The following is a 25,489-nucleotide window of genomic DNA, read 5'->3' as shown; positions in this document are numbered from 1 at the left end:
TCCTCCAGCGTCTCGCTGGCCTGGAACGCCTCGACCGACAACGTCGGCGTCACCGGCTACAACGTCTACCGCGGCGGCACGCTGATCACCACCGCGACCGGGACGAGCTACACCGACAGCGGCCTGAGCGCCGGCACCGCGTACACCTACACGGTCAAGGCGCGCGACGCCGCGGGCAACCTGTCCGCCTCCAGCAACACGCTGAACGTCACCACGCCGACCGGCGGCGGCGACACCACCCCGCCGAGCACCCCGGGAAGCCTCAGGTCCACCGGCACCACGTCCTCCAGCGTCTCGCTGGCCTGGAACGCCTCGACCGACAACGTCGGCGTCACCGGCTACAACGTCTACCGCGGCGGCACGCTGATCACCACCGCGAGCGGGACGAGCTACACCGACTCCGGCCTTTCGCCCGCCACGACCTACACCTACACCGTGCGGGCGCGTGACGCCGCCGGCAACCTGTCGGGCGCGAGCAACCAGGTCGGCGCGACCACCCAGTCCGGCGGAGGCGGCGGAGGGAACAAGCTGCTCGGCTACTTCGCCGAGTGGGGCGTCTACCAGCGCAACTACCACGTCAAGAACATCGAGACCAGCGGGTCGGCCGCCAAGCTGACCCACATCAACTACGCCTTCGGCAACGTGACGAACGGCCAGTGCGCCATCGGCGACTCCTACGCCGACTACGACCGGTTCTACAGCGCCGCCGAGAGCGTCGACGGCGTGGCCGACACCTGGGACGCCGGCGCGCTGCGCGGCAGCTTCAACCAGCTCCGCAAGCTCAAGGCCAAGCACCCGGGCCTGAAGATCCTGTGGTCGTTCGGCGGCTGGACCTGGTCGGGCGGCTTCGGCCAGGCGGCGGCCAACCCAGCGGCCTTCGCCAACTCGTGCTACAACCTGGTCGAGGACCCGCGCTGGGCCGACGTGTTCGACGGCATCGACATCGACTGGGAGTACCCCAACGCCTGCGGGCTGAGCTGCGACACCAGCGGCTCGGCGGCGTTCAGGAACCTGATGTCGGCGCTGCGCTCGCGCTTCGGGTCCAGCTACCTGGTCACCGCCGCGATCACCGCCGACGGCACCAGCGGCGGCAAGATCGACGCGGCCGACTACGGCGGCGCGGCGCAGTACGTCAACTGGTACAACGTCATGACCTACGACTACTTCGGCGCCTGGGCGGCGAGCGGCCCGACCGCGCCGCACTCGCCGCTGAACTCCTACAGCGGCATCCCGACCGCGGGCTTCTACTCCGACGCGGCCGTCCAGAAGCTCAAGAGCAAGGGCGTCCCCGCGAGCAAGCTGCTGCTCGGCATCGGCTTCTACGGCCGGGGCTGGACCGGGGTCACGCAGAGCGCCCCGGGCGGCGCGGCGTCCGGCGCGGCGCCCGGCACCTATGAGGCGGGCATCGAGGACTACAAGGTGCTGAAGAGCCGCTGCCCGGCGACCGGCACCGTGGCGGGCACGGCCTACGCCTTCTGCGGCAACCAGTGGTGGAGCTACGACACCCCGAGCACGATCGCGGGGAAGATGAGCTACTCCAGGAACCAGGGTCTCGGCGGCTCCTTCTTCTGGGAGCTCAGCGGCGACACCACCAACGGCGAGCTGATCACCGCGATGCGCAACGGCCTGGGCTGAGTCCGGTAGGACCGGCGCGCCGCCACTTCGAGCAGGTGGCGGCGCGCCGCCATGTCCGGCCACAGACGCCGGCGGTGCGCCGGTACGGGCGGGTCGGATGGAGTCTGTGCGCTCAGGTGGACGCCGTGCCGGTCAGGTGGGGGAGTTCGGTGAGGTGCACTTCGCGGCAGGCGGCCTCTACGAGGAGGCGTTCCAGGCCTCGCAGGTAGCCTTCCATCGCCTCCGGTGGGAGGAAGGCCGTGTCGGCGGTGAGCGAGACCCCGAGCCCGCCGGGCTCGTCGGTCACGTGCAGGCAGAACCTGCAGTTCAGCTGGTCGAGCTTGACGGGCCACGTCACGGTCGTCTCGCCGAGGAGGGACCGGGTCGCCGCCTCGTCGTGCTCGGCCGGCAGGATGCGCGGCCGTTCCACGAGCCGCTGGTCGTTGAAGCAACAGTACGGATGGACGGTCACGCCGCGGTCGGCGCTCACCGAGTCGACCATCCGGCCCAGCTCCATGGGGTCGAACCTGGTGTGCTTGTAGGCGCGCAAGGACGACGCCCACGCCGAGCGCAGCAGGCCGTCGAAGGTGTCGTCGGCGAGGTCGAGGACGAACAGGCCGTCCTGCGCGAGCGGGGTGACCACCTCCCGGTCGCGGACGTGGAAGCGGTTGTTCACCACGGGCAGCATGGCGCAGGTCCGATGCCCGGTCACCTCGCCCACCATCGCGGCGGCGCCGGCGAGCAGCGCCGTCGTGCCGCTCACCCGGTGGCGGCCGGAGATCACCTGTATGGCGGTCTCCATGGCCGCGGACGTCATCGCCGCCCGCCAGAAGCGGGGGCGCTGAGGCGGGCCCGCGGGGGTGCCGAACATCGACGGCGGGATCCTGCGGTACTCCTGTTCCCAGAAGGCGAGCGCCGAGGACGAGACCCGCCTGCCCGCGGGCGACGACTGCTCGCGGGCGAGGTCGAGCGGCTGGCGCGGCGGCGGCCCGGGGACGGCGCCCCGGCGCAGGAGCAGCCGCAGCTCGTGCGCGGCGACGTCGGCGCCGTGCCCGTCCGCGGCCAGGTGGCAGAAGACGACCACGATGGACCGGACGTCTCCGTCGCAGGTCACCAGGCCGACGCGCACGGGCCACTCGGCGTAGTAGTCGAAGACGGGGGCGGCGAGACGTTCAAGCAGGTCCTGGGCGTCGCGTTTGAGGTCGGCGGCGGAGGACTCCACGACCTCGACCGGGAGGACCCCGGACCGCGCCACCACCTGCTGGACGTCGCCGTCGACCTGCCGCAGCCGCGTGCGGAGGGACTCGTGCCGGGCGATCAGCGCCGCCAGCGCGTCCAGCACCGCCCGCGGCGGGTGCGGCGCGATGGCGATGATCCGGCCGAAGTTGAAGTAGTGGTCGCTCGGCATGGTGCGGCACATCGCGAGCCAGATCGACCGCTGGCCCCACGCGAGCGGCGCCGTGCCCTCCCGTTCGCCCTCGAACGCGAGCTTCATGCCGGCCCTCCGCTCACCTGCGGGCGGCCGAGGCGTCGAGGATGTGGCGCACCAGGGAGTCCAGGTCGTCGAGGAAGCCCACGTCGCCGCCGAGGTCGATGTCGACGCCGAACTCCTCCTCGATCGCGTCGATGAGGCGGAGGGTGGTCAGCGAGGTCACGCCGAGCGCGGTGAACGGAACCCCGGCCTGGAGCACCTCCTCGGCGCCGATCTCGCCGTCCGAGGCCTCCTCGACCAGCTCGGCGACGCGCCGCCTCAGCGCGGCGTCGTCGAGGGGCGTGACTTCCCGGTCCGTCATGTCGTCTCCTGTCCGGACAGCCTGATCGCCTGGACCACGGCTTCGATGGTGGGGGTGTCGAAGAAGACGTCGAGCTCCACGTCCACCCCGAGATGCTTGCGGATGCGGCTCGCGATCTGGGTCACGGTGAGGGAGTGGCCGCCGAGCTCGAACAGGTCCTCGTCGGGCCGGATGCCGTCCATCCGCAGCACCTGCTCCCAGATGCGGGTGACCTGGGCCACCAGGCGATCGGGGTCGGCCCGCGGCGGGGCGTCCGCCGCGGCGCGCGCCGGCGGATCGGGCAGGGCCGCACGGTCGAGCTTGCGCGCCGGGGTGAGCGGCAGCCGGTCCAGCCGGACGAAGACGCCGGGCACCATGACGCCCGGCAGGACGCGTGCGAGGTGCTCGCGCAGCCGGCCGTGCAGCTCCGTGCCCGGTTCGGCGGCCGACGTGACGACGTAGGCGACGAGGCGCTGGTCGTCGTCGCGGAGGACCACGGCGGCCTCGGTGACGAGCGGGTGCTCCAGCAGCCTGGCCTCGATCTCCCCCAGTTCGACGCGGTGGCCGCGGATCTTGACCTGGTGGTCGGCTCTGCCGAGGAACTCGATGCGCCCGTCCGGCCGCCTCCTGCCCAGGTCGCCGGTGCGGTACAGGCGCGAGCCCGGGGGGCCGTAGGGGTCCTGCGGGAAGCGTTCGGCGGTCAGCGCTGGGCGGTCCAGGTAGCCGCGGGCGACGCCGTCCCCGGCGACGCAGATCTCCCCCGGCACACCGACGGGCACGTCGGCCAGGCGCTCGTCGAGCAGGCGGATCCTGGTGTTGGCGAGCGGGACGCCGATCGTGACCTCCTCCGGGGCCTCGGGGATCTCCTCGATGGCCGACCACACCGTGGTCTCGGTCGGGCCGTAGACGTTCACCAGGCGGCCCACCCGGTCGCGCAGCTCCCGGGCCAGCGGCAACGGCAGCGGCTCGCCTCCGCTGAGCGCGACCAGGCCCGGCGCGTCGAGCCCGGCGTCGAGCAGGAGCCGCCAGCTCGACGGCGTCGCCTGCACGTGCGAGACGGACTCGGACGCGATCAGCCGGCGCAGCTCGCCGCCGTCCCGCGTGCCGCCCTCCGGGACGACGACGACCCGGCCGCCGGTGACGAGCGGGAGCAGCAGCTCCAGAGCCGAGATGTCGAACGCCAGGGTGGTCAGCCCGAGCCACACGTCGCCGTCGCCCGACCCCAGCTCGTCGCGCATGGCGAACAGCAGGTTCGTCAGCGACCGGTGCTCCACCTCCACGCCCTTGGGCCGGCCGGTGGACCCGGAGGTGTAGATGACGTACGCCAGATCGGCCGGCGCCGGGGGCGCGGGTCGTGCCGGTTCCGTCGCGCCGGGCCACGCGGCCAGCTCGCCGAGCTCCAGCACCGGCACGGCGGCGGCGCCGTCCGGCGGCACGGCGGCGTCCGGCGGCACGGCGGCGTCCGGCGGCACGGCGGCGTCCGGCGGCACGGCGGCGTCCGGCGGCACGGCGGCGTCCCCGTCCGCGAAGGGCGACGTGCCGGTGATGTCGGTGATATCCGGGCTGCCGGTGACGCAGGGCGGGTCGGCGGGCCGCTCACGCCCGAGGACCAGGCAGGCCCGCGCGTCCCTCAGGACGAAGGCGAGCCGCTCGGCGGGGTAGCCCGGGTCCAGCGGCAGGTAGGCGCCGCCCGACTTCAGGACGGCCAGCACGGCGGCGACCATCTCCGGCGACCGCTCCAGATGGATCGCGACCAGCCTGCCGGGCCCCACCCCCCGCTCACGGAGCACTCTGGCCAGCCGGTCGGCCGCCGCGTCCAGCTCGGCGTAGGTCACCTCGGCGTCGCCGAACACGACGGCCACCGCGTCCGGGTTGGCCCGCGCGCGCCGCTCGAACAGCTCGGTCACGGTGCTGTCCGGATAGGCCCTGCGGGTGGCGTTCCACTTCTCCAGCTCGCGCCGCTCGTCCGGGGTCAGCACCGGGAGGTCGCCCAGGCGGAGGTCGGGGTCGTCGGCGACGCCCTCGATCAGGGTCCGGAAGTGCCCGGCGAGCGCCTCGACGACCCGGGGCGCGACGGCGTCCGGGCTGAACTGGAAGCCCAGGGTGAGGCCGGAGGACGAGCCGACCGCCTGGATGTGCAGGACGTTGCGGGCCGCGCCGCTGAACACGGTCCAGTCGACGGTGACGTCGAGGCCCGGGAAGACCGGGTCGGGGCCGCGTTCCCGGTAGCTGAGCGAGATGGGAGCGAGCGCGGCGCGCGGCGCGAGCCCGCCGACCGCCCGGGTGAGGGGCACGCCGCGGAACCGGTACATCGCCCGCAGTTCGTCCCGGACGGTGCGGGCGAACTCGGCGAACGTCGTGTCGAGCGCGGGGCGGGTCACCACCGGCAGCTCGTTAACGAACAGGCCGACCTGGTCACGGGTCGCGGGCGTCCGGGTGGACACGTCGACCGCGACGACGACCCGCTCGTTGCCGTAGCGGCGCAGCAGCGCGTGCAGGGCGGCGACCAGGAACTCGAAGTCGGTCACGCCGAGCGCCGCGGCGGCGCGCGCGATGTCCTCCAGGACGACCTCGGCGGTCGCTCCCGGCTCGGCCGCCCGCACGGCCCGCACCGGGCCGGGGAGGATCGGCAGCGGCGGGTCGGTCCAGCGTTGACGCCAGAACGCCGCGGCCTCGTCCCGGCTCGCGGCGACCTCCTCGCGTTCGGCCTCCGCGTGCTCGCCGTAGGAGCCGGCGAGCGCGGGCAGCCGGGCGGACGTTCCGGTGACGCGCTCGCGGTAGTACGCGGCGAGGTCGCCCACCAGGACGTCCTTGGACATCCCGTCGAAGACCAGGTGATGGGCGGTGAAGACGAGCAGGTGGCGTGACGGGCTCAGCGTGAGCAGGGTGAAGCCCGCCAGAGGCCCCCGCCCAAGGTCGAAGGCGCGGTCGGTGTGCGTCCGCAGGACGGCGTCCCGTTCGTCGCGGTCCGCGCCGGACAGGTCGTGGCAGGCGACGGACGGCGGGACGTCCGCGGGGACGAGGCGGAGGTCGCCGTCCAGCTCGACCGGCACGGTGCCGAGCACGGGGTGGCGGGCGAGGACGTCCTGGCAGGCGGCGCGCATCGCCTCGACGTCGAGGCGGCCCTCGAACGTGATGACCAGCGGCATCCGGTAGGCGTCTCCCGCCGCGCCGGTCCGCTCGGTGATCCAGATGCCGTGCTGGGCCAGCGAGGCGGGGAGGTGGGTGTCAAGAGGAGTGCGCTGCATCGTCGCCTTCCGGAGTAGCGAGGAGCGTCCGCAGTTCGCGTTTGAGTACCTTCCCCGCGGCGTTCTTGGGCAAGGAGGGGAGGACCAGCCACCGGGTGGGCAGTTCATGGCCCGCGAGCCTGCCGGTGAGGAAGGCCCGCAGCTCGACGGTGGAGACCTCCGAACGCCGCACGACGGCGGCGGCGACGGCGGTGCCCATGACCGGATGCGGCACGCCGAACACGGCCACGTCGGCGACGGCCGGATGCTCGTGCAGCGCCGCCTCGACGCGCAGAGTCGAGATCTTGAAGGCGCCGGACTTGACGATGTCGCTCTCGCGGTCCATCAGGTACAGGTAGCCGTCCTCGTCGAGGTACCCGATGTCCCCCATCCGCACCCAGCCGTCGCGGAACACCTTCTTCCGGGCGTCGCCGTCCCGGTCGTAGCCCCGGGGCTGTGCCGGTGACCGGAGCCAGACCTCGCCGGGCGTCCCGGCGGGGACGGGCCCCTCGCCGTCGGAGATCATCAGCGACCCGCCGGAGGCCGGGCGGCCCACCGAGTCCGGCCGCTGGGGGTCGAACACCATGGTCGTCTGCGCGGGGGCGGCCTCGGTGGAGGTGTAGTAGTTCACGATGGTCGCCCGGGGGAACGCCGCCGTGAGCCCCAGGGCGACCGACGGGGCCAGGGCCGCCGCGGTGGAGCCCAGCAGCACCACGCTGGACAGGTCGTACTTCTCCGGCACGCCCGCGTTGAGCAGTTCGATGGCCATGGAGGGGACGACGAAGACGGTGCCGACCCGGTAGCTCTCGATGAGGCGGGCGAACCTGGCGGCCGTGAACCGCGGCAGGGTCAGCGCGCCCGCGCGGGCGTCGAGCGCGTTGACCAGCATCGTCTGGCCGGCGTTCGTGCCGATCGGGAAGGCGTGCAGGAAGTGGCGTGAGTGGGCGAGCGGGCGGCGGCGCGGGTCGGTGGCGCAGCCGTGGGTCAGGTTCGCGTGGCTCGCCACGACCCCTTTCGGCTCGCCCGTCGTGCCCGAGGTGTACAGGATCTGGGCGGCGTCGCCCGGCCGGACGCGCACCTCGTCGAGGCTGCCCGACCCGGGCCGCAGTTCGGCCAGGGTCGCCGTCCACACGTCCGCCTCGGGCGCCTTCCTGCCCTCGCCGCGTACCGCACAGGCCGCGGAGCTGTGCGCGAGCAGCCGGCCGAGCTCCGCGGGCGGCAGGGCGGCGGACAGCGGCACCGCCACGCCGCCCGCTTTCTGCGCGGCGACGTAGGCGACCGCGTAGTCGATCCACTCGTTCTCGCCGAAGACCAGGCCCACCCGGTCCCCGGGCCGCAGTCCCCGGTCGAGCAGGCCGAGCGCCGCCGCGTCCGAGCGGCGGTCCCATTCCTCGAACGTCAGCGTGCCGATGTCGTGGACGGTGAGCGCGACGCCGGAGGGGTCGGCCGCGGCACGGGCGGCCAGCAGGGCGGGAACGGTCTGCGTGGCGGGCCGGTCGCGAGGCGAGCCCGGTCGTACGGCACGCACAGTGCCACCTCCGGATAATGGGCGCGTGCGAATTCACGGCGGCACCCGGGCCGGCACGCCTCAATCAGACAACGATTGTTCTTCCCCGTGGTGCAGCGCGAATTCGCAGCCCCCGAGCGGTGGAAACACAGGGAACGAGCGTTCTCGTCGTGTTTCACGGCCTTTTCGGTTGGCGAAGTAGACCCCCTTGGGAGCGCTCCCAATCTTGCGGCCGAGGCCGCTGCCTGTCAAGGGCGCTTCGGCGCGATGCCCCTCTCCCAGCGGGTTTCGCGGCCGCTGACGTCGCGGCCGCGGGGCGGCCGGAGGGGCCCGGCGGCCTCCGGAAGGGCTATTGACAATTCCCATTTCTCGTTCATAGCGTACGACTCATTGTCCGATACCGCGAAATGTGAACTTTCCTCGTACCATGCCGCCGAGGCGACGTATCGATCGCAGTGAGCCGCCTCCCACCGACGAGGAAAAGCGCCGCGTGAAAGACGAGTTCACCGTGCCCGCACCTTCGACGTCCCCAGATCCCGGCGACGGCGCCTCTCTGTCCTCCCGCCACCGCTCCCTGCTCGCGCGGCGGCTCGCCTACCGGCCTCCCGCCGCGGGGAACCCCTCCCTGCCGGGCGACGACGACCGCGCGCGGGACGGCCGCCACCCCACGCGGGACGGCGGCCCTGCGGACGGCGGCCCCGAGGTGGTGGACGAGGCCCCGATGTCGGCGGGCCAGGAGCGGCTGTGGTTCCTCCAGCGGTTCGACCCGGCCGACGCGTCGTTCAACATCTTCGTCACCGAGCGCCTGCGCGGCCCGCTCGACGCCGGCGCCCTCGGCCGGGCCCTGGACGAGATCGTCTCCCGCCACGGGACCCTTCGCACCCGCTTCGCCGGCGAGGAGCATCCCGTCCAGCAGGTGCTCGCGCCCCGGCCCGTCCCCGTCGAGCACCTCGACCTCACGGCCCTGCCTCCCGGCGACAGGGAGGCGCGGGCGCTCGACCTCGTCGCCGAGCGGACGAACCGGCCGTTCGACCTCGGCGAGGCGCCGCCGCTGCGGGTGTCGCTGCTCCGCCTCGCCGCCGAGGAGCACGTGCTGTGCCTGGTGGTGCACCACATCGTCTTCGACGGGTGGTCGCTCACCCTGCTCTACCGCGAGCTGGCCGCGCTGTACCCGGCCTTCCGCCGGGGCGAGCCCTCGCCGCTGCCGGCGCTCCCTCTGCAGTACACCGACCACGTGCGCGCTCCCCGGGAGGACGAGGCGCGCAGCCTCGCGTACTGGACGGAGCGGCTCGCCGGCCTGCCGCCCCTCGAACTGCCGGCCGACCGGCCCCGGCCTGCGGAGCGGACCTCCCGCGGCGAAGTCCACGTGCGGCGCGTCCCGCCGGAGGTCGCCGAGGGCGTCGAACAGGTCGCCCGCCGGCATCGGTGCACGCTGTTCATGACGCTTCTGGCCGCCTATCAGGTGCTGCTGTCCCGCCACAGCGGCCAGACCGACTTCGCCGTCGGCTCCTCGATCGCCGGGCGCGCCGACCCCGACCTGGAACCCGCGATCGGCTTCTTCTCCAGCACCCTGGTGCTGCGGGCCGGCCTGGACGGCGACCCGTCCTTCGCCGACCTGCTCCGCCGGGTGCGCAAGGAGGCGCTCGGCGCCCTCACCCACCAGGCCGTGCCTTTCGAACGGCTGCTGCTGGAGCTGCGGGTCCCCCGCGACCTCAGCCGCACGCCGCTGTTCCAGACGATGTTCATCCAGCAGAACCAGGTGGACGCCGAGCACGGCCGGCTCACCCTGGAAGACCTGGAGGTCCGGTCGTTCGACCCGGGTTTCCTGCATGCCAAGACCGATCTGACGCTGGACGTCACCCGCGACGCCGACGGCCTGTTCCTCGCCTTCACCTACGACACCGGCCTGTTCGACGCCGCCACCGTCGACCGGCTGGCACGCCGCTACGAGGCGGTGCTGAGGTCGGTCGCCGCCGACCCGGCGGAGCGGATCTCACAACTCGCGGTCATGCCCGCGGAGGAGTACGAGGAGGTCCTGCGCGGCGGGAACGCCACGGCGACGCCCGTGCCGGACGCCACCGTGCCCGAGCTGTTCACCGCCCAGGCCCGCCGGACGCCGCACGCCGTCGCGGTGCGGGACGCGGCGCGGACCATGACCTACGCGGCGCTGGCCGCCCGTTCCGACCGGCTCGCCGAACGCCTGCGGGCCGCCGGAGCCGGCCGCGGGTCGCTCGTCGGCGTGCACCTGGACCGGTCGGCGGACATGGTCGTCGCGCTTCTCGCCGTGCTGAAGGCGGGCGCCGCCTACGTCCCCCTGGACCCGGCCTTCCCCGCGGCCCGCCTGGCGTACATGCTCGCCGACTGTGCCGCGACGGTCCTGGTCACCGGCGCCGAACCGCACGGACGGCCGCCGTGGGCCGGGTCCGCACCCGTCCTGCTCCACCCCGGCGACGACGACGCGCGGGACGGGGATCCGGGCGGCCCGGACGCCGGCACCGGCACGGATGTCGGCACCGGCGCGGGCCTGTCCTGCGGCGCCCCCGGGCCGGCCGACCCGGCCTATGTCATGTACACCTCCGGGTCGACGGGCTCCCCCAAAGGGGTCGCGGTGCCGCACCGCGCGCTGACCAACTTCCTGTGGGGGATGCGCTCGCTGCTGGACGCGCGGCCGGGACAGGTGTGGAGCGCGGCGACGTCGATCGCGTTCGACATCTCGGCGCTGGAGATCTACCTGCCGCTGGTCACCGGCGGCTCGGTGGCCGTGGTCGGCGGAGCCGCCGACATCGGCGGCCTGACCCGCGACCCCGCACCGGACGCCCCCGGCCGGCCGCCTGCCGCGCGGGCCACGCACGTGCAGGCGACCCCGTCGGGCTGGCGGCTGGTGCTCGCGGGCGACTTCGACGGCACCGGGGTGACCGCGCTCACCGGAGGCGAGCCGCTGCCCGCCCCGCTGGCCGAGGAGCTGCGGGCGAGGGTCGACCGGCTGGTCAACGTGTACGGCCCGACGGAGACGACGATCTGGTCGACCGCCTGGGAGGTGCCGCCGTCGCCCGGCGAGGTGAGCATCGGCGGGCCCATCGCGAACACCACGGTGTACGTCTGCGACCAGGCCATGAACCTCCAGCCGCCCGGCGTGCCCGGCGAGCTGCTGATCGGCGGGGACGGACTCGCCCACGGGTACCTCGGCAGGCCCGCCCTGACGGCCGCGCGCTTCGTGCCCGACCCGTTCGGGCCGCAAGGGGGCCGGCTCTACCGCACCGGGGACCGGGTGCGGCGGCGGGCGGACGGCACGCTCACCTTCCTCGGGCGGTTCGACGACCAGATGAAGGTGCGCGGCCACCGCGTGGAGCCGGCCGAGATCGAGGCCCGCCTGCTCCGCCACCCGCGGATCGGCCGCGCCGCGGTCACCGTCCGCGACGACACGCTCGTGGCCTACCTCGTCGCCGCGACCACGCCGATCGACGCCGAGGAGGTACGGGAGCACTGCCGCGGCACGCTTCCCGCCGCCATGGTGCCCAACCTGGTGGTCTGGCTGGACGCGCTGCCGCTGACCCCGAACGGCAAGGTCGACCGGTCGGCGCTGCCGGAGGCGCGCCCGCCGTCGGCGCGGACGCCGGACCGCGCGCTCGGGGACGACCCCGTCAGCCGGGCGGTCCACGAGATCTGGTGCGACGTGCTCCGCCTCGACCGGGCGGGCCCGGACGAGAACCTGTTCGAGCTGGGCGGCCACTCGCTGACCATCACACGGCTGTCGGCCCGTATCCGCCGGCGACTCGGCGCGGACCTTCCGCTCCGGGTCTTCTACGACTCACCGACGATCGCGGGCGTGGTGTCGGCGATCAACTCCCGGGGGACCTAGATGGACGCTCTGCGGACGGCTCCGCTCACCTTCGGGCAGGAGCGCCTGTGGTTCCTGAACCATCTGGATCCGCGGGACGCGTCCTACAACATGTTCCTGGCCCTGCGCCTGCGCGGCCGCCTGGACGTCGCCTCGCTGTCCAGGGCCTTCGAGGAGCTGGTGCGCAGGCACGAACCCCTCAGGACCCGCTTCCCCCTGACGGAGACCGGGCCGGTCCAGAGCGTCCACCCGGCGGCGCCGCCGGACATCGAGCTCGTCGACGCCGGACCCGGCGAACGGCACCTGGCCGAGCTGGTGGCCGAGCGGACGAACGCGCCCTTCGACCTGACCTCGGACGCGCCGCTGAGGGTCGGCCTGCTGCGCGTATCCCCGGACGACCACGTGCTCACCGTGGTCCTGCACCACATCGCCGGGGACGGCTGGTCCCTCGACGTGCTGATGTCGGAGCTGGTCGCGCTGTACAACGCGTTCGTGCGGGGCGAGCCCGCGCCGCTCGCGCCGCTGCCGCTCACCTACGCCCGGCACGCGCGCGCCGAGCGGGACGCCGGAGTGCCCGCGGACGTCGTCGCGTACTGGCGGGACCGGCTGGCGGACGCGCCCGTCCTCGATCTGCCCACCGACCGCCCCCGGCCCGAGGCCCGCTCCTCCGCGGGCGGGTTCGTCGTCCGCCGCGCCGCTCCCGGGCTCCTCGACCGGCTGTCCGCGCTGGCGCGCGAGGAGCGGTGCACGCTCTTCATGGTGCTGCTCGCCGCGTACCAGGTGCTGCTGTGCCGGCACAGCGGCCAGACCGACATCTGCGTGGGCTCGCCGGTCGCCGGACGGGACCGGGTCGAGCTGGAGCCCCTGGTCGGCTACTTCAGCGACACCCTCGTGCTGCGCGGCGACCTGTCCGGCGACCCCACGTTCCGCGAGGTGCTCGCCCGCACCCGGGAGACCGTGCTCGCCGCCTACGAGCACCGGCCGGTGCCGCTGGAACAGCTCGCAGCGGGCCTGCGGAACGGCCGGGAGCCCGGCATGACGCTGTTCCAGACGCTGTTCACGCTGCAGAGCGCCGGCGACCCGGTCGCCGCGGCCGCCTCGCTCACCGGGCTGGAGGTGGAGGCGGTGGACCCGGGCTTCCGGCAGGCGAAGTTCGACATCCTGCTCGACCAGCTCGGGGACGTCTCGGTGTTCGGCTACAACGCCCAGGTGTTCGACGCCGAGACCGTGGAGCTGCTCGCCGAGCGCTGGACGGTGCTGCTGGAGCGGATCGCCGACGCGCCGGGCCTGCCGGTCATGCGGCTGCCGCTGCTGGCCCCCGGAGAGCGGGAACGGCTGCTCGCGTGGTCCGACGGCGGCCCGGCGGAGCCGTACACGGGCGTGCTCCAGGCCGTGACGCGGACCGCCCGCCGGATGCCGCGGGCCGCGGCCATCGCGTGCGGCACGACCGTGGTCTCCTACGGTGAGCTGGCGGAACGGGCGGACGCGCTGGCCGCCCGGCTGCGCGAGGCCGGCGTGCGGCCAGGGGACCTCGTCGGGGTGAGCATGCCCCGTTCCGTGGACGCGATCATCGCCCTGGTGGCCGTGTGGACGGCCGGGGCGGGATACGTGCCGCTGGACCCGGCCTACCCGGCGGAACGGCTGGAGACGATGGCGTCCGGCGTGGGGGTGAGCCACGTCATCACCCCGGACGGAGTCACCGTACGCACCGCCGGAGAGCCCGGAAGCGAGCGCGGGACCGAACGCGGGACCACGGCGGAGCACGGAGCGGCGGGAGAGCACGGGAGCGTGGCGGAGCCCGGGGTGGCCTACGTGCTCCACACCTCGGGGTCGACCGGCGTCCCGAAGGGGGTGGTCGTCGGCCATCGCGCGCTGGACGCGCGGGCCGGTTGGATGGCCCGCGAGTACGGGCTGCACCCCGGCGACCGGGTGGTGCAGTTCTCCTCGCTCGGCTTCGACACGCACGCCGAGGAGGTGTGGCCGGCGCTCGCCACCGGAGCGACGCTGGTGCTGCTGCCCGACGGCCCCGAGTCGCTCCCCGACGTGCTGGCGGCCGATCCGGAGATCAGCGTGCTGGACCTGCCCACGGCGTACTGGCATCGGCTCGTCGAGCTGCTGGACGAGATCCGCTGGCCGCAGCGGCTGCGGCTGGTGATCCTCGGCGGCGAGCAGGTGGCGGCGCCGGCCGTGTCCGCGTGGCTGTCCCGGTTCGGCGACACCGTGCGGCTGCTCAACACCTACGGGCCGACCGAGGCGACGATCATCGCGACGTGGGCGGAGCTGCGTGAGGGCGGCCGTCGTCCCGCGATCGGACGGCCGCTCGGCGGCACCCGGGTCCACGTCCTGGACGACGACCTGTCGCCGGTCCCCGCAGGGGCGCCCGGTGAACTGTGCGTCGGCGGCGACGGCCTGGCCGACGGGTACGCGGGGCTTCCTGAGCTGACCGCGTCGCGTTTCGTCGCCGACCCGTACGGGCCGCCCGGCGCGCGGCTCTACCGGACCGGAGACCGGGGCCGGTGGCGGCCCGACGGGACGCTTGAGTTCCTCGGCCGCCTCGACGACCAGGTGAAGGTACGCGGGCACCGCGTCGAGCCCGGCGAGGTGGTGGCGCGGCTGCTCCAGCACCCTGGTGTCTCACAGGCGGCCGTCGTCGCCGTGGACGACACGCTCGTCGCCTACGTCGTCGGCTCCGCCCCGCCCGCCGAGGTGCGCGCCCACGCGGCGCGGGCGCTGCCCGGTCACATGGTCCCCGGCGTGGTCGTCCCGCTGGACCGCCTGCCGCTGACGCCCGGCGGCAAACTGGACGCGCGGGCCCTGCCCGCGCCACGCTACGAACGCGACCCGGCCACGGCGTACACGGCGCCGCGGACCGACGCCGAGGAGCTCGTCACCGCGATCTGGGCGGAGGTCCTCGGCCTCGACCGGGTCGGCGCCGACGACGACTTCTTCGCCATCGGCGGCCATTCGCTGCACGCCGTCCGGGTCATGTCCAGGATCCGGGCGATCGCCGAGCTTGACGTCCCGATCAAGGAGCTGTTCGCGCACTCCACGGCGGCGGCGCTGGCGGCCGTTCTGGAGGACCTCCTCATCGCGGAGATCAGCCGGCTGAGCGACGAGGAGACCGAACGGCTGCTCACCGCCGCGGAAGACACCAGGTCGATCTCATGACGGACCTCCAGCCGGAGCGCACCGCCTCCGATGCCCCGCTCAGCGACGCCAAGCGGGCCCTGCTCGCCCGGCGGCTGCGACGGCGCCCGGAATCCGGCGCCGCCGCCCGCATCCCGTCCCGCCCCGACGGCGCCGCCCCTCCCCTGTCGTACGCGCAGGAGCGGCTGTGGTTCATGGACCAGCTCGTGCCGGGCGCCGCCGCGTACACGATCGTCCTCACGCTCCGGCTGGGCGGCGCGCTCGACCCCGAGGCGCTCTCGGAGGCGGTCGGGCAGGTCGCCGACCGTCACGAGGCGCTGCGGACGCGCTTTCCCGCGGGCGACGACGGCCGCCCGTACGCCGTGGTGGAGGAGTCCGCCGGCGTGCGGCCCGCGTACGGCGAGGCGTCCTCGGAGCGGGCCGCCCGGCGGATGGTCGAGGAGCTCGCCGCCCGGCCGTTCGACCTGGCCGCCGGTCCCCTGCTGCGGGCCCTGCTGATCCGCCTGGACGAGGGTGACCACGTGCTCGCGCTCGCCGTGCACCATATCGCCTGCGACGGCTGGTCGTGCGAGCTGCTGACCGCCGAGATCCTGGCCCGCTACCAGGCGTGCGCCCGGACCTCGGGGGCCGGACCCGCGACGGACAAGCCTGCGGCGGACGAGCCCACGACGGTCACGCCCACGGCGGACGAGCCCACGACGGACGAGTGCGCGGCGGCCGGGCGTCCTGTGCCGGACTACGGCGACTTCGCGGTCTGGCAGCGGCGGAACCAGGCGGGGGACGGCGACCTCGGCTACTGGCGTGAGCGGCTCGCCGGGCTCCCGCCGCTGGACCTGTTCACCGACCGCCCCCGGCCGCACCGGCAGACCTTCACCGGCTCCGCGCACGGTTTCCGGCTCGACGGCGAGGACGCGGCGGGGCTGCGCGCCCTGGCGTCCGGCTCCGGCACGACGCTGTACATGGTGGTGCTGTCCGCGTGGCAGGCGCTGCTCGGGCGGTACACGGGCCAGGACGACTTCGCGGTGGGCTCGCCCGTGGCGGGACGTTCGCGGCCCGAGCTGGAGGGCATGGTCGGCTGCTTCGTGAACATGCTCACCATGCGGGCCGACCTGTCCGGCGATCCGACGTTCGCCGAGCTGCTGTCGCGCACGAGGGCGTCGGCCCTGGACGCCTACGCCCATCAGGAGCTGCCGTTCGAGCGGCTGGTGCAGGAGCTGAACGTGCCCCGCGACGTGTCGCGGCCGCCGCTGTTCCAGACCATCTTCTCCATGCAGAACTACGGCGGCGGCCAGAGACGCCCGGTGAACGGGCTGGACGTCGCGCCGTTCCCGGTGGAGACCCTTTCGACCCGGTTCGACCTGGAGCTGTACGCCAGCGAGGACGCCGACGGGCTCGGCCTGCTGCTGACCTACAACACCGACCTGTTCGCGCCGGACACCGTCGCGAGGATGGCGACGCACCTCACGATGCTGCTGCGGGACGTCACCGCCCGTCCCGGCGCGCGCCTGTCGGAGCTCGGCGTTCTCGGCGAGGCCGAGCGCGCGCTGGTGACCCGCGGCTTCAACGCGACGGAGGCCCCGTTCCCGGACGGCGCCACCCTCCATGGCCTGGTCGAGGAGCAGATCGCCCGGACGCCTGACCGCACCGCCGTCACGTTCGAGGGCGCCTCGCTCACATACGCCGAGCTGGGCGCGTGGGCCGACCGGATCGCCGTGCGGCTCCGCTCCCTCGGCGCCGGGCCGCGGGTGCCGGTGGCCGTGTGCGCCGAACGCTCGCTCGAACTGGTCGCGGGGCTGCTCGGCGTGCTGAAGTCGGGCGCCGCCTACGTCCCGCTGGATCCGGAGTATCCGGCGGACCGGCTGGCCTTCATGCTCGCCGACTCCGGCGCGCGGATCGTCCTCACCCAGCGCCGCCTCGCCGGGACGCTGCCCGAGGCGGCGCGCGGGGCCTGCCTGCTGCCGCTCGACGACGCCTCCGAATGGCCGGCCGGCGACACGCGGGCGCCGGCCTCCGGGGCGCCGTCCAGCGGACCTGACGGCGGCGGCGCGGCCGGCCCGGGTGACCCGGATGACCCTGGTGAGCCGGCCGACCCCGGTGATCCGGCGTACATGATCTACACCTCCGGCTCCACCGGACGCCCGAAGGGGGTGCCGAACGCGCACCGGGGCATCGTCAACCGGCTCGACTGGATGCAGAAGCGGTTCCGGCTCGGCGAGGGCGACACCGTACTGCAGAAGACGCCCGCGAGCTTCGACGTGTCGGTGTGGGAGTTCTTCTGGCCGCTGCTCGCCGGGGCCCGCCTGGTGCTGGCGAAGCCGGGCGGCCACAAGGACGCCGCCTACCTGGCGGACCTCATCCGCGCGGAGCACGTGACCACCCTGCACTTCGTCCCCTCGATGCTCGCCGTCTTCCTCGCCGGCGAGGACGCGGAGACCTGCGCGTCGCTGCGGACGATCATCTGCAGCGGCGAGGAGCTCTCCGCGGACCTGGCGATGAGGTGCCGGGCGGCGCTGCCCGCCGAGCTGCACAACCTCTACGGCCCGACCGAGGCCGCCATCGACGTGTCCACGTGGGCCTGCGCTCCGGCCGAGCTGACCGGCCAGGCCCGCGTCCCCATCGGCGCGCCGATCCAGAACATCCGCCTGTACGTGCTCGACGCCAGGATGGAGCCGGTGCCCATCGGGGTGCCAGGGGAACTGCACATCGGCGGGGTCGGGGTGGCTCTCGGCTACCACGACAGGCCGGCACTGACGGCCGAGCGGTTCGTCCCCGACCCGTACGGGCCGCCGGGCTCGCGGCTCTACCGGACGGGCGACCTGGCGCGCTGGCGCCCGGACGGTACCGTCGACTTCCTCGGCCGTCTGGACACCCAGGTCAAGGTCCGCGGCCTGCGCATCGAGCTGGGCGAGATCGAGGCCGTGCTGCGCGAGCGGCCGGGGGTCACCGACGCCGCCGTCGTCGTGCGCGAGGACCGGCCGGGAGACAAGCGGATCGTCGCCTACCTGACCGGTGAGGCGGATACGTCCGAACTGCGCGGCGCGCTCAAGCTCAAGGTGCCCGACTACATGGTGCCCTCGGCGCTGGTGAGCCTGGAGGCGCTGCCGCTGTCGCCGAACGGCAAGCTCGACCGGCGGGCGCTGCCCGCCCCCGCCCTCGTCCGCGAGGAGTCCACGGCGTTCGCGCCGCCCGAGAATGAGACGCAGGAGTCGATCGCCGCCATCTGGCGCGGCGTGCTGGGCGTCGAGCGCATCGGCGTCGACGACGACTTCTTCGATCTCGGCGGCCACTCGCTGCTGGCGACCCAGGTGGTCGCCGGCGTGCGCGCGGCCCACGGCCCCGGCGTGTCGGTCATGGACCTGTTCCAGAATCCGACGATCCGCGAGCTGGCCGCGCTGGTCGACACCCCGGCCGCGGACCGGGCCCCGCGCGGCCTGCTGTACGAGCTGACCCGGCCGGTGAGCGCGGAGCGGCGGGTGCTCTCGCACGTCTGTGTGCCGTACGGCGGCGGGAGCGCGGTGGTCTACCAGCCGCTGGCCGACGCCCTGCCGGACGGGCACCGGCTGTTCGCGGTGGCCATCCCGGGCAACGACTTCGGCGTCGACGAGGAGCGGCTGCCCTTCGAGGAGATGGTCTCGGCCTGCGTGGCCGAGATCCTCGCCAAGGTCGACGGGCCGCTCGCGCTCTACGGGCACTGCGGCGTCGGGTCGGCCGCGATCGTGGAGATCGCGCGCCGGCTGGAGGCCGCCGGGCGCGAGATCGAGGTCGTCCACATCGGGGGGATCTTCCCGTTCGCCCGGCCGGAGAGCCGCGTGATGCGGATCCTGTCGAAGGTCGCGCAGATGGACTCCCTGCGCTCGGACCAGGGGTACACGAACTGGCTGCTCTCGTGGGGGCTGGAGCTCGGCGACCTCGACCCTCGGCACGCCAGGCACATCGTCCGCAACATGCGCAAGGACTCGGAGGACGCCGAGGCGCACTACACGCGCCTGCTGAGAGACGGGGTCGACCGGCTGCGCGCGCCCATCGTGACCATCGCGGGCGAGCGCGATCCGAGCACGGAGTACTACCAGGAGCGCTTCCGCGAGTGGCACTTCATGACCGACACCTCGGCGTTGGTGGTGCTGGCCGAGGCGGGGCACTTCTTCCTGAAATATCGGGCGCGGGAGCTGGCCGAGATCATCACCGGCGTCCACCGGACGCTGGACGCGCCCGGCTCTCTCGCGCGGGAGGCGCGCGGCGGGCCCGACGCCGAATGGTGGCTGCACGACGTCTCCAGGCTCTCCCCGCCCTCCGCCGGCCCCGGTGACTCCGGCCTTGGTGACTCCGGTGACGAGGGCTCCGGGAACTCCGGGCGCCACGGGGGCTCCGGGGGCTCCATGGCCGGGTCGCCGGTGGCGGTGAGCGGTCCGCGGCCGAGCATGTCGCGGTTCGTGACCGTGGCGGCGAGCCAGATGGTGTCGATGACCGGGTCGGCGCTCACCGAGTTCGCCATCCCCATCTGGGTGTACCTGCAGACCGGCTCGCTCGTGCGCTTCGCGCTGTTCGCCGTCCTCGGCCTGGTGCCGGGCATGCTGGTCGCCCCCCTCGCGGGGGCGGTCGTCGACCGGTCCGATCGGCGCCGGGTCATGCTCGCGGGCGACATCGCGGCCGGCGGCACCCAGCTCCTGCTTGGCGTCCTGCTCTGGACCGGCAACCTCGCCACCTGGCACATCTACGTGCTGCTCGTGGGCCTGTCGGTCGCGCTGCAGTTCCAGCGGCTGGCGTACGGGTCCTCGATCCCCCAGCTGGTGCCCAAGCACTACCTCGGCCATGCCAACGGGGTCGCGCAGATGGCCAACGGCGTCACCCAGCTGCTCGTCCCCCTGATCGCGGTCGGGCTGATGGCCTCGATCGGCCTCGGCGGCATCGTGCTCATCGACATCGGGAGCTACGCCGTCGCCATCACCGTCCTGCTGTTCACCAGGTTCCCCAACGGCATGGCCTGGCGGCGCAAGGAGCCCGTCCTCACGGAGATCGCGAACGGTTTCCGCTACAGCTGGGGAAACTCCTCCATCCGGGCGATGCTGCTGTTCTTCGCCGCGCTGAACGTCTTCCTGTCCCCGCTGTTCCTGCTCATCTCACCGCTGGTGCTGTCGTTCGGCACGCTGACCGACGCGGGCAGGATCGCGTTCGCCTCCGGCGCCGGCGTGCTGCTCGGCGGGCTCGCCATGACGATCTGGGGCGGCCCGCGACGGCGGCGGCTGTACGGCATGATGCTGTGCACGCTCGCGCTCGCGGCGTTCTGCCTCGTCACCGGCCTGCGGCCGAACCTGCTCACCATCGCCGCCGGGGCGTTCGGGATGGCCCTGTGGCTGACCGTGGTCAACGGCATCTACACCACGATCGTGCAGGTCAAGGTTCCGCAGAGATTCCACGGCCGGGTGTTCGCGCTCAACACGCTCATCGCCTGGTCGACCCTGCCCATCGGGTTCGGCCTGGTCGCGCCGTACGGGAGCAAGGTGTTCGACCCGCTGCTCGCCCCGGACGGCCCGCTGGCGGGGAGCGTGGGGGTCCTGATCGGTGTGGGCGAGGGGCGCGGCATCGGGCTGATGTACATCGTGTTCGCCTTCGCCATGGCCGCGCTGGTCGCCACGTCGTTGCGCCTGAGGTCACTGGCCCGCTTCGACGCGGACGTCCCCGACGCCGCGCCGGACGACCTGGTGGGGTACGAGATCCTGCGCCGGCGCACCGCCGGCCGGAACGACACGGACACCGCGGGCCAGGGCGGCACAGACACCGCCGGGCGGGACGATACGGGCACCGCGGACCGGGACGACCGCGAGCCCGCCGAGGCGCGCACCTCGGGGTGAGGCGGGTCTACCAGTCCTGGGAGAGGCCCGACATCCGCCGGAGGTACTCGTCCTCGTCGATCTCGCCCGCGGCGTAGCGGCGTCTGAGGATCTCCTTGGGGTGGTCGGCCGGGAGGGCCTGCCGCGAGCGCTCGGCCGCCCACGAGCGCACGAGCATGAGCACGCAGCCGATGATGATGACCAGCCCGACGAGCAGTAGAAGGGTTTTCACGCCGACCTCCGATTCCCTGCGGCCGCGGGGTCGCCGCGGCGGTGCTCGCGGCGCCGGGCCGGGGGACGCCGCGGTGCCCAGGTGTGCCGCGCTACCAGTCTCGCAGGTCCGGGGGCGTGCGGTAACGTCCGAGCGCCCGGCCGGCCGCGATGCGCGCGCACCGGCCCTCGCGCATCCGCGGGCGCGGCGGCCTGGTGGGCTCGCCACCGGGCCGGGGCGTCATGGCGCGACAATCGGGGGGCGGAGCATGCACAATCTTCCCCGGACCTCAGAAGCGAAGGCGGACCAGGATCGTGACGATCTCCATCCATCAGAAGATCGCCGAAGAGCTCGGCGTGCGCGAGCGGCAGGTGAAGGCGGCGGTCGAGCTGCTCGACGGCGGCGCCACCGTGCCGTTCATCGCCCGCTACCGCAAAGAGGCGACCGAGATGCTCGACGACGCGCAGCTGCGCGCTCTGGAAGAGCGGTTGCGTTACCTGCGCGAGCTGGAGGAGCGGCGCACGGCGATCCTCGAGTCCATCCGCTCCCAGGGCAAGCTCGACGACGCCCTTGAGGCGCAGATCATGGCGGCCGACTCCAAGGCGCGGCTGGAGGACATCTACCTGCCGTACAAGCCCAAGCGCCGCACCAAGGCGATGATCGCCCGCGAGGCCGGGCTGGAGCCGCTGGCCGACGGGCTGCTCGGCGACCCCACACGTGACCCGCTGGCCGCCGCCGCGGTCTTCGTGGACGCAGAGAAGGGCGTCGCGGACGCCGCCGCCGCGCTGGAGGGCGCGCGGGCCATCCTCATCGAGCGCTTCGCCGAGGACGCCGACCTGATCGGCGCGCTCCGCGAGCAGATGTGGTCGCAGGGCCGGCTGGTGTCCCGGGTCCGCGAGGACAAGCAGGAGGCCGGCGCCAAGTTCTCCGACTACTTCGACTTCGCCGAGCCGTTCACCAAGCTGCCGTCCCACCGCGTGCTCGCCATGTTCCGCGGCGAGAAGGAGGAGGTGCTCAGCCTCACGCTGGAGCCCGAGGAGGCGCCGGCCGAGGACGGCCCGAGCGGCTACGAGACGCGCATCGCCCGCCATTTCGGCGTCGCCGACCGCGGCAGGCCGGCCGACCGGTGGCTGATGGACACCGTGCGGTGGGCCTGGCGCACCCGCGTCCTGGTGCACCTCGGCATCGACCTGCGCATGCGGCTGTGGCAGGCGGCCGAGGAGGAGGCCGTCCGCGTCTTCGCCACCAACCTGCGCGACCTGCTGCTCGCCGCGCCCGCCGGCACCCGCCCGACCATGGGCCTGGACCCCGGCCTGCGCACCGGCGTGAAGGTCGCCGTCGTGGACGCCACCGGCAAGGTCCTCGCCACGGAGACCATCTACCCGCACGAGCCGCGCCGCCGCTGGGACGAGTCGATCGCCGTTCTCGAACGGCTCGCCCGCGCGCACGGCGTCGAGCTGATCGCCATCGGCAACGGCACCGCCTCCCGCGAGACCGACAAGCTGGCCGGCGACCTGATCAAGCTCCACCCCGACCTGAAGCTCACCAAGATCGTCGTGTCGGAGGCCGGGGCCTCGGTCTACTCCGCCTCCGCCTACGCCTCGCAGGAGCTTCCCGGGCTGGACGTGTCGCTGCGCGGCGCGGTCTCCATCGCGCGCCGGCTCCAGGACCCGCTGGCCGAGCTCGTCAAGATCGACCCCAGGTCCATCGGCGTGGGCCAGTACCAGCACGACCTGTCGGAGACCAAGCTGTCGCGTTCGCTCGACGCGGTGGTGGAAGACTGCGTGAACGCCGTGGGCGTGGACGTCAACACCGCCTCGGCGCCGCTGCTCACCCGCGTGTCCGGCATCGGGTCCGGCCTGGCCGAGAACATCGTGCAGCACCGTGACGCCAACGGCCCGTTCCGCTCGCGCCGGTCCCTGAAGGAGGTGCCCCGGCTCGGGCCCAAGGCCTTCGAGCAGTGCGCCGGCTTCCTGCGCATCCCCGGCGGCGACGACCCCCTGGACGCCTCCAGCGTGCACCCCGAGGCCTACCCCGTCGTGCGGCGCATCCTTGACACCACCAGCGGCGACCTCAAGACGCTGATCGGCAACACGGCGGTGCTGCGCAAGCTCCGCCCGGCCGACTTCGCCGACGACACCTTCGGCCTGCCGACGGTCACCGACATCCTCAGGGAACTGGAGAAGCCCGGTCGCGACCCCCGTCCCGCCTTCCGCGCGGCGACGTTCAAGGAGGGCGTGGACAAGATCTCCGACCTTGAGCCGGGCATGCTGCTGGAGGGCGTCGTCACCAACGTCGCCGCCTTCGGCGCCTTCGTCGACGTCGGCGTGCACCAGGACGGCCTGGTCCACGTGTCGGCGATGTCCAGGACGTTCGTCAAGGACCCGCGCGAGGTGGTGAAGCCGGGCGACATCGTGCGGGTGAAGGTCCTGGACGTGGACATCCCGCGCAAGCGCATCTCGCTCACCCTGCGCCTGGACGACGAGGCCGCGGCCAAGAACGCCCAGGACCAGGGACGCGGCGGCCAGGGCAGAGGCGGCCAGGCACAGGGACGCGGCGGTCAGGACGCCCAGGGCGGCGCGGGCGGCCGCGACCGCAGGGGCGGCGGCGGCGGAGGCCGCGGCGGCTCCGGCCAGCGCGGCGGCGGCCGCGGCGGTCAGGACCGCGGCGCCCCCGCGGGCGGCGCCCTCGCCGAAGCCCTCCGCAAGGCAGGCCTCGACAAGGGCCTGAAGTGACCGTCACCCGCTGACGGCCCCCGGTGACCGCCGCGCGGCGGTCACCGGGTCACCTGGTGCCGCCGCGCACCGTCATGGTCAGTGCGAGTCGCGGGTGGGGTCGAGGGCGTGCTTTCCCTGGGTCTGGCCGGCTTCGAGTCGCCGCAACACCTCCGGGCCTTCGGCCAGGGGATGGACCTGGGGATCGCCGGGCGGGTAGACGCCGAGGTCGATGAGCGCCCCGATCTCGGTCAGCAGCGATCGATAGAGGACCGGGGCCTGCGCCGCGAGCGCTCCGATGTGCAGGCCCCTGATCTGGGCGTGGTGGGTGAAGACCAGGTCGTGCGTGGTCACGGCGGCGTCGCCGGAGGAGGCGCCGAACACGACGACGCGGCCGGTGAAAGGTTTGGCGACCGCCAGGCTGGTCTCGAATGTGGCCCGGCCCACAGATTCCAGGACCAGATCAACCCCGCCGGTCAGGCGGATGATCTCCGCGGCCAGATCGGGGCTCCTGCTGTCCAGGACCTCGTCGGCGCCGAGCGCTCTGACGGTGTCGTGCTTGGCCCGCGAGGCGGTGGCGATCACGCGGGCACCGTGATGGCGGGCGAGACGGACCGCGGCCTGCCCCACTCCGCCGGCCGCGGCATGGACGACCACCACATCACCGGACCTGACCTCACCCAATGACTTCAGCGCGGCCAGCGCGGTGGCCCAGTTCAGCACCAAGCCGAGAGCTTCGGCGTCACTCCAGCCGGACGGCACGGGAAGGACACCCGAGGCCGGCATCGTCATGTACTCCGCGAAAGCGCCCGAGCCGGCTCCGACGACATGAGTGCCGAGTTGGAGTGGGCCGTCAGTGCCCGGCCCGACGCCGACGATCTCACCGGCGGCTTCGAAACCTGCTACGTAGGGCGCCTGCGGCCCGCCTGCGTACGTTCCATGTGCCTGCATGACGTCCGCGAAGTTGACCCCGGCGGCACCGACGCGAATCAGGTACTCGCCGGGTCCTGGGACAGGACGGTGCTGATCGGTCGTGAGGGTCAGGTCCTTCGGTCCCCGGTGCGATGACTGGACCAATGCTCGCATGGTCGGCTGGTGGTCGATCTCCATCCGGCGAGCGTAGGAACCTGCCGCTTATGTCAAGGTCAAGCGGTCAGAGGCCGGCGCGGCGGGCCTCGCGAAGGTATGCGTCGAGGGATGCCCGCTGATCGCTGAGAACGGCGATACGTGCCGCGAGCCGATCGCGATGGCTCTCCACCTCCTTCAGGAACTGCGCGGAGACCACGCCCGCCCCGACATCTGGCTCATCGGTCAGATGTGGCAGAACTTCCCGGATCAACCGCACGGGCAGCCCGGACTCCAGCAACGAGCGAATGACATGCACCCGGTCGATCGTCGACTGGCAGTAGTCGCGGAAGCCATTGCTGAAACGGCCGGGGACGATCAAGCCCTCATCCTCGTAATGCCGCAACGACCTCGCACTCACACCACTGACGCGGGAGGCCTCTCCGATCCGCACGTTCGGAGCAACGTCGAAGAACGCCGGGATCTTCCAGTACCAGCCGTCCGGACAGCGTGTTCAGGCGTCAACGACCTCCTGGCCGGCAATGGGACGCCGGCGGGACCGCCGA

General features: G+C 73.3%; 12 protein-coding genes. 5 read left to right on the top strand and 7 right to left on the bottom strand.

The features are described from left to right. A partial coding sequence (locus tag ACZ6QO_RS20295; protein WP_465852725.1) for a glycosyl hydrolase family 18 protein occupies positions 1-1,635 on the top strand: 1,635 nt, incomplete at its 5' end. Positions 1,636-1,747: 112 nt separating this feature from the next. Here the strand turns inward: ACZ6QO_RS20295 and ACZ6QO_RS20290 are convergent. The 4 genes from ACZ6QO_RS20290 to ACZ6QO_RS20275 are packed head-to-tail and all read right to left on the bottom strand — an operon-like array spanning position 1,748 to position 8,141. After that, positions 1,748-3,109: a condensation domain-containing protein gene (locus ACZ6QO_RS20290; protein ID WP_465852724.1), complete on the bottom strand. Its 1,362-nt coding sequence runs from the start codon at positions 3,107-3,109 to the stop codon at positions 1,748-1,750. A 13-nt stretch (positions 3,110-3,122) separates the two neighbouring features. Next, positions 3,123-3,407 carry an acyl carrier protein gene (locus ACZ6QO_RS20285; protein ID WP_465852723.1) on the bottom strand — a complete coding sequence of 95 codons (285 nt, stop codon included), beginning with the start codon at positions 3,405-3,407 and terminating at the stop codon, positions 3,123-3,125. After that, the gene (locus ACZ6QO_RS20280) at positions 3,404-6,634 is read right to left on the bottom strand and encodes a non-ribosomal peptide synthetase (protein ID WP_465852722.1); all 3,231 of its coding nucleotides are present in this window, start codon (positions 6,632-6,634) and stop codon (positions 3,404-3,406) included. Before ACZ6QO_RS20280 ends, ACZ6QO_RS20285 begins: the two co-directional genes overlap by 4 nt. Continuing rightward, complete coding sequence (locus ACZ6QO_RS20275; RefSeq protein WP_465852721.1) at positions 6,615-8,141, bottom strand: class I adenylate-forming enzyme family protein; 1,527 nt, start codon at positions 8,139-8,141, stop codon at positions 6,615-6,617. The genes ACZ6QO_RS20280 and ACZ6QO_RS20275 overlap by 20 nt, the downstream gene beginning before the upstream one ends. Positions 8,142-8,610: 469 nt before the next feature. On the opposite strand from ACZ6QO_RS20275, the gene ACZ6QO_RS20270 reads away from it, so the two are divergent. From ACZ6QO_RS20270 to ACZ6QO_RS20260, 3 genes are read left to right on the top strand one after another with little or no spacing between them, the layout of a single operon-like run. Then, positions 8,611-11,979, top strand: coding sequence for an amino acid adenylation domain-containing protein (locus tag ACZ6QO_RS20270; protein WP_465852719.1), 3,369 nt, complete (start codon positions 8,611-8,613; stop codon positions 11,977-11,979). Further along, positions 11,980-15,126 (top strand): amino acid adenylation domain-containing protein, encoded by a 3,147-nt coding sequence (locus ACZ6QO_RS20265; protein WP_465852717.1) that lies wholly within the window; start codon positions 11,980-11,982, stop codon positions 15,124-15,126. Next, complete coding sequence (locus tag ACZ6QO_RS20260) at positions 15,123-20,954, top strand: non-ribosomal peptide synthetase/MFS transporter (RefSeq protein ID WP_465852715.1); 5,832 nt, start codon at positions 15,123-15,125, stop codon at positions 20,952-20,954. Before ACZ6QO_RS20265 ends, ACZ6QO_RS20260 begins: the two co-directional genes overlap by 4 nt. 7 nt (positions 20,955-20,961) lie before the next feature. Here the strand turns inward: ACZ6QO_RS20260 and ACZ6QO_RS20255 are convergent, their stop codons facing one another. Then, positions 20,962-21,165, bottom strand: a complete 204-nt coding sequence (locus ACZ6QO_RS20255; protein ID WP_465852713.1) for an SHOCT domain-containing protein — start codon at positions 21,163-21,165, stop codon at positions 20,962-20,964. 293 nt (positions 21,166-21,458) lie between these two features. On the opposite strand from ACZ6QO_RS20255, the gene ACZ6QO_RS20250 reads away from it, so the two are divergent. Next, entirely contained in the window at positions 21,459-23,879 is a 2,421-nt protein-coding gene (locus tag ACZ6QO_RS20250) for a Tex family protein (protein ID WP_465852711.1), read from the top strand. Positions 23,880-23,957: 78 nt separating this feature from the next. Here ACZ6QO_RS20250 and ACZ6QO_RS20245 read toward each other — a convergent pair whose 3' ends face one another. Together ACZ6QO_RS20245 and ACZ6QO_RS20240 are read right to left on the bottom strand one after the other, a co-directional pair. Further along, positions 23,958-24,968, bottom strand: a complete 1,011-nt coding sequence (locus ACZ6QO_RS20245; protein WP_465852709.1) for a zinc-binding dehydrogenase — start codon at positions 24,966-24,968, stop codon at positions 23,958-23,960. Between the two features lie 43 nt (positions 24,969-25,011). After that, entirely contained in the window at positions 25,012-25,377 is a 366-nt protein-coding gene (locus ACZ6QO_RS20240) for a MerR family transcriptional regulator (RefSeq protein ID WP_465852708.1), read from the bottom strand. Between the last annotated feature and the right edge of the window lie 112 nt (positions 25,378-25,489).

The organism is Sphaerisporangium sp. NPDC049457 (assembly GCF_055586705.1).
This window is presented reverse-complemented; position numbering and strand designations above follow the sequence as displayed.